General features: G+C 51.4%; 5 protein-coding genes. All 5 read left to right on the top strand.

Annotated elements, in window-relative coordinates; genetic code table 11:
* A partial coding sequence (locus L692_RS0107785; protein WP_025698692.1) for an adenosylhomocysteinase occupies nt 1-229 on the top strand: 229 nt, incomplete at its 5' end.
* Nucleotides 230-716: 487 nt separating this feature from the next.
* Nucleotides 717-1154 (top strand): division/cell wall cluster transcriptional repressor MraZ, encoded by a 438-nt coding sequence (mraZ, locus tag L692_RS0107780; RefSeq protein ID WP_025698690.1) that lies wholly within the window; start codon nt 717-719, stop codon nt 1152-1154.
* A gap of 33 nt (nt 1155-1187) precedes the next feature.
* Complete coding sequence (rsmH, locus tag L692_RS0107775; RefSeq protein WP_025698688.1) at nt 1188-2141, top strand: 16S rRNA (cytosine(1402)-N(4))-methyltransferase RsmH; 954 nt, start codon at nt 1188-1190, stop codon at nt 2139-2141.
* 132 nt (nt 2142-2273) lie between these two features.
* Nucleotides 2274-2531 carry a hypothetical protein gene (locus L692_RS0107770; protein ID WP_156940338.1) on the top strand — a complete coding sequence of 86 codons (258 nt, stop codon included), beginning with the start codon at nt 2274-2276 and terminating at the stop codon, nt 2529-2531.
* A gap of 69 nt (nt 2532-2600) precedes the next feature.
* Nucleotides 2601-3904, top strand: a 1304-nt coding sequence (locus L692_RS0107765; RefSeq protein ID WP_025698684.1) for a peptidoglycan D,D-transpeptidase FtsI family protein, incomplete at its 3' end; no start/stop codon positions are given.

Below are 3904 nucleotides of genomic sequence, written 5' to 3'. Positions count from 1 at the left end.
GGCGGACGGACATCCCGCCGAAATTATGGATATGACGTTTGCGCTTCAGGCGCTTTCGCTCAAATATGTAAATGACAGCTACCGGGAAATCGGCGTCAAAGTCGAGAATGTTCCTTATGAGCTGGACGAGCAGGTGGCCCGCTATAAGCTGGAGAGCATGGGGCTGGGCATTGACCGCCTGACACCCGAGCAGGTGGCGTATCTGGACAGCTGGAATCTGAATGATTAATCCGGAATGAAATAAATAGCGCTTTGAAAAGGCAGCTAGCCAATGCATTTGGCCAGGCTGCCTTTTTCAATTTTGCTTTTTCATCAAAAAGACTCTGAAATTTAGGTCTATTTAATAGAAGAGATTTTTCGGCAATGAAAGGTTGAACAAGGTCGAAATACTGTTTTGCGAAAGAACGATTGAATTATGCTTATCTCGACATAAAGCTCAATTCCGCCATACGCTTCGATAAAAATTGCCGATGATTTTACCTTCGGCAAGGCAGGCAGAGGTTTGATTCGTCAAGAATCCTTCGCGCTGTTCCTATTAATCCGGTCTCTATTATGTCGCATTGCGCCGGACAGCGAACCCTCCGTCAAAAGAGGTCAGGAATAAATTTCCTTTAAACGGAAAAAGGTTTTTGATTTTTGATGACGAATCTATTATGCTTAAGTGGTGAAAAGTGGGGTAAAGTGGGGACCTGAGGGAATTAAGGAGTGGGCAGCCAATGTTTATGGGGGAATACCAGCATAGCATTGACGATAAGGGCCGTATCATTATTCCGGCCAAGTTTCGTGAACTGCTCGGAACCTCCTTTGTGACAACCCGGGGACTCGATTCCTGCCTTTTCGTTTATCCCATGGAAGAATGGGCAATCATGGAACAAAAGTTGAAAAGTCTGCCGCTCATGAAGTCCGACGCCCGCGCGTTCAGCCGTTTCTTTTTCTCGGGAGCGACGGAATGCCAGTGGGACAAGCAGGGGAGGGTTACTCTGCCGGCGAATCTGCGAGAGTATGCGAAGCTGGACAAGGAATGTGTCATTCTGGGCGTATCGAACCGGGTGGAAATCTGGAACAAGGAGCTTTGGGAACAGTACTTCGGGCAGTCGGAGGAAACGTTCAACGAAATCGCCGAGAAGCTGGTGGATTTCAACTTTGATTTATAATTATTTACCGAATACTGTTTGGAGGGCTGCGCCTTGTTTCATCACATCACGGTTCTGAAGGAAGAAGCGACGGAAGGCTTAAGCGTCAGAAAGAACGGCATCTATGTGGATTGTACGCTTGGAGGAGCCGGGCACAGCGCCCTGATCGCCTCCCGCCTCGGCAGTAAGGGCCGATTGATCGCGCTCGATCAGGACGACTGGGCTTTGGACAACGCCAGAGACAAGCTGGCCGAGTTCGGAGACAAAGTTATTCTGGTCAAGACGAATTTTCGGGATTTGGAGGAAGTATTGAGAGCGTTGCCTACGGTTCCGCAGACTGGCGGCATCCCCCAGGTGGACGGTATCCTGTTCGATCTGGGCGTCTCCTCCCCGCAGTTTGACGAAGGAGAGCGCGGCTTCAGCTACAACCATGACGCTCCGCTCGATATGCGGATGGACCGGAGCGCTGAATTGACCGCCGCCGAAATCGTCAACACCTGGCCCGAGCAGGAAATCGCCCGCGTGCTGTTCCAGTACGGAGAGGAGAAATTCTCCAGGCGGATTGCGGGAAAAATTGTGGAACGCAGAACCGTTCGTCCCATTGAAAGTACGGGGGAGTTGGCCGATATAATCAAGGAGGCAATTCCGGCCGCGACGCGCAGGACGGGCGGACATCCCGCCAAACGAAGCTTTCAGGGGCTGCGCATTGCCGTGAATGATGAATTGGGCGCTTTTGAAGAGGCCCTGCATGCGGCTGTGCGATGTCTGGCTCCCGGAGGCAGAGTTTCCGTGATTACGTTCCATTCCCTGGAGGACCGGATTTGCAAGCAGATTCTGAACAGTTATGTCGGCCGTTGTACGTGCCCGCCGGATTTCCCGTTATGTGTATGTGGAGGCGAAGGCCAGGTCAAGCTGATCAATCGCAAGCCGCTTACACCCGGCGAACAGGAGCTTGAAGTTAATCCCCGCGCCCGCTCTGCGAAGCTGCGCATTGCGGAGAAATTGTAAAAGACGATAAAAGGAGAGTCAGAGATGGCCTATACCCGCGGAAATTTGGCAGTGCAGCAACAAAGGGAACCAAAAGTTAATCCACGCTACCGCGAAAAGACTAAGGTTGTCACAAGGCGAAACACGCTCCCGATGCAGGAGAAGCTTCTGTACCTGCTGACTCTTGCCTTATTCGTCCTTGTGGCCAGCGTCTTGGTATGGCGCTATGTCCATATTTACGATTTGAACAAGCAGGCGCAGGAGCTTGATTCGAGAATCTCCAAAGCCAAGAAGGAAATTGCCGTCTATCAGAAAGAGAAGCAGGATCTTGAGCAGCAGGTGGTTGACAAAGCGCGGGCTGAAGGCTTCACTATCCCGGAGGACAGCATCGTTGTTACCCGGAATAATTAATGCCCGCCGATTATGTAATCAGCTGCAAGTGCCGTCAAGATTGCAAAATAGAGGTTGTGAGGTTCACGTATGATAAAAAGAATAAAGCTTCGTTCACTGTTCATAGGGGGATGCATTACCCTCTTTTTTCTTGTTCTGGTCGGACGGGTATTCTGGATTCAGGTGCTTCAGGGCGAGTCCTGGCAGAAGAGGGCTGCGGACACCTGGGCGCATACGTCGATCATCAAGGCTCTGCGCGGACAAATTACCGACCGCAATGGCAGCGTGCTTGCCGGAGATGTCCCTGCATATACGGTCGTTGTAGAACCAAAGGTCATTCATGAACAGGGCATCCGCGACGAAGTCATCCAGGGGCTGCACGAGATTTTGAACAAGAAGGTTTCGGAGCTCGAAGAACTGATTGATGAGAAGGACAAGGACGGGAATTATTTCAAGAACCGCGAGGTGCGTAACGAAGGCTGGAAGGTCGATCAGGAAGTGGCCGATAAAATCGAAGCGCTCAAGGAAAAGCTGGAGGAAGAGCATAAAATTCGCGAAACCGGCATCGGCCTGGTCAAGGACCAGAAGCGGTACTATCCCAAAGATTCGCTGGCGGCCCATATTCTCGGGTATACGAATCGTGACGGCAACGCCGTAGCTGGACTTGAATATTTCTACGACAAGCTGCTCAAGGGTACAAACGGCAAGCTCAATTACCAGAGCGACGCCAAGGGCGTCAAGCTGCCGGATGCCCCGGAAAGCTACAAGCCGGTTGTCAACGGCGACAATCTCAAGCTGACCATTGACAGCACCATCCAGTACTATATTCAGGATGCAATGAAAGAGGCCTACGCGCAATACCAGCCGAAGAGCATGACGGTGATCGCCGCCGATCCGAACACGATGGAGATTCTCGGAATGGCCAATCTGCCGACCTTCAATCCCAATGAATACTGGGCGACCGACAATCAGGCGGATTTCTACAACCATGCGATCAAATCCATTTATGAGCCGGGGTCAACCTTCAAGATTGTAACTCTGGCCGGAACGGTGCAGGAGAAGCTGTTCGATCCGAACGCGACGTTCCAGTCGGGCTACATCATGATCGGAAAACGGCGTATTAATGATATGCATGGAGGCTGGGGGAGAATTACCTATCTGGATGGCGTGAAGCATTCCAGTAACGTAGGTTTTGTCAAGCTGGGATATGAAATGCTGGGTAAAGACAGGCTGAAAAAATATGCTGATGATTTCGGTTTCGGCCAAAAGACGGGGATTGATCTGCCTGGGGAAGCCAAAGGCTTAGTCAAGCCGTATTATGAAGTGGATTTCGCCACCCTGGCTTATGGTCATGGTAAGGTACAGGTTACGCCGATCCAGCAGCTCGCGGCGGT

Source organism: Paenibacillus forsythiae T98 (assembly GCF_000520735.1).
Classification (GTDB): Bacteria; Bacillota; Bacilli; order Paenibacillales; family Paenibacillaceae; genus Paenibacillus_AQ; species Paenibacillus_AQ forsythiae.
This window is presented reverse-complemented; position numbering and strand designations above follow the sequence as displayed.

Coding starts and splice junctions, on each gene's coding strand:
- mraZ (WP_025698690.1), top strand. CDS start 717: ATGTTTATGGGGGAATACCAGCATAGCATTGACGATAAGGGCCGTATC.
- L692_RS0107770 (WP_156940338.1), top strand. CDS start 2,274: ATGCAGGAGAAGCTTCTGTACCTGCTGACTCTTGCCTTATTCGTCCTT.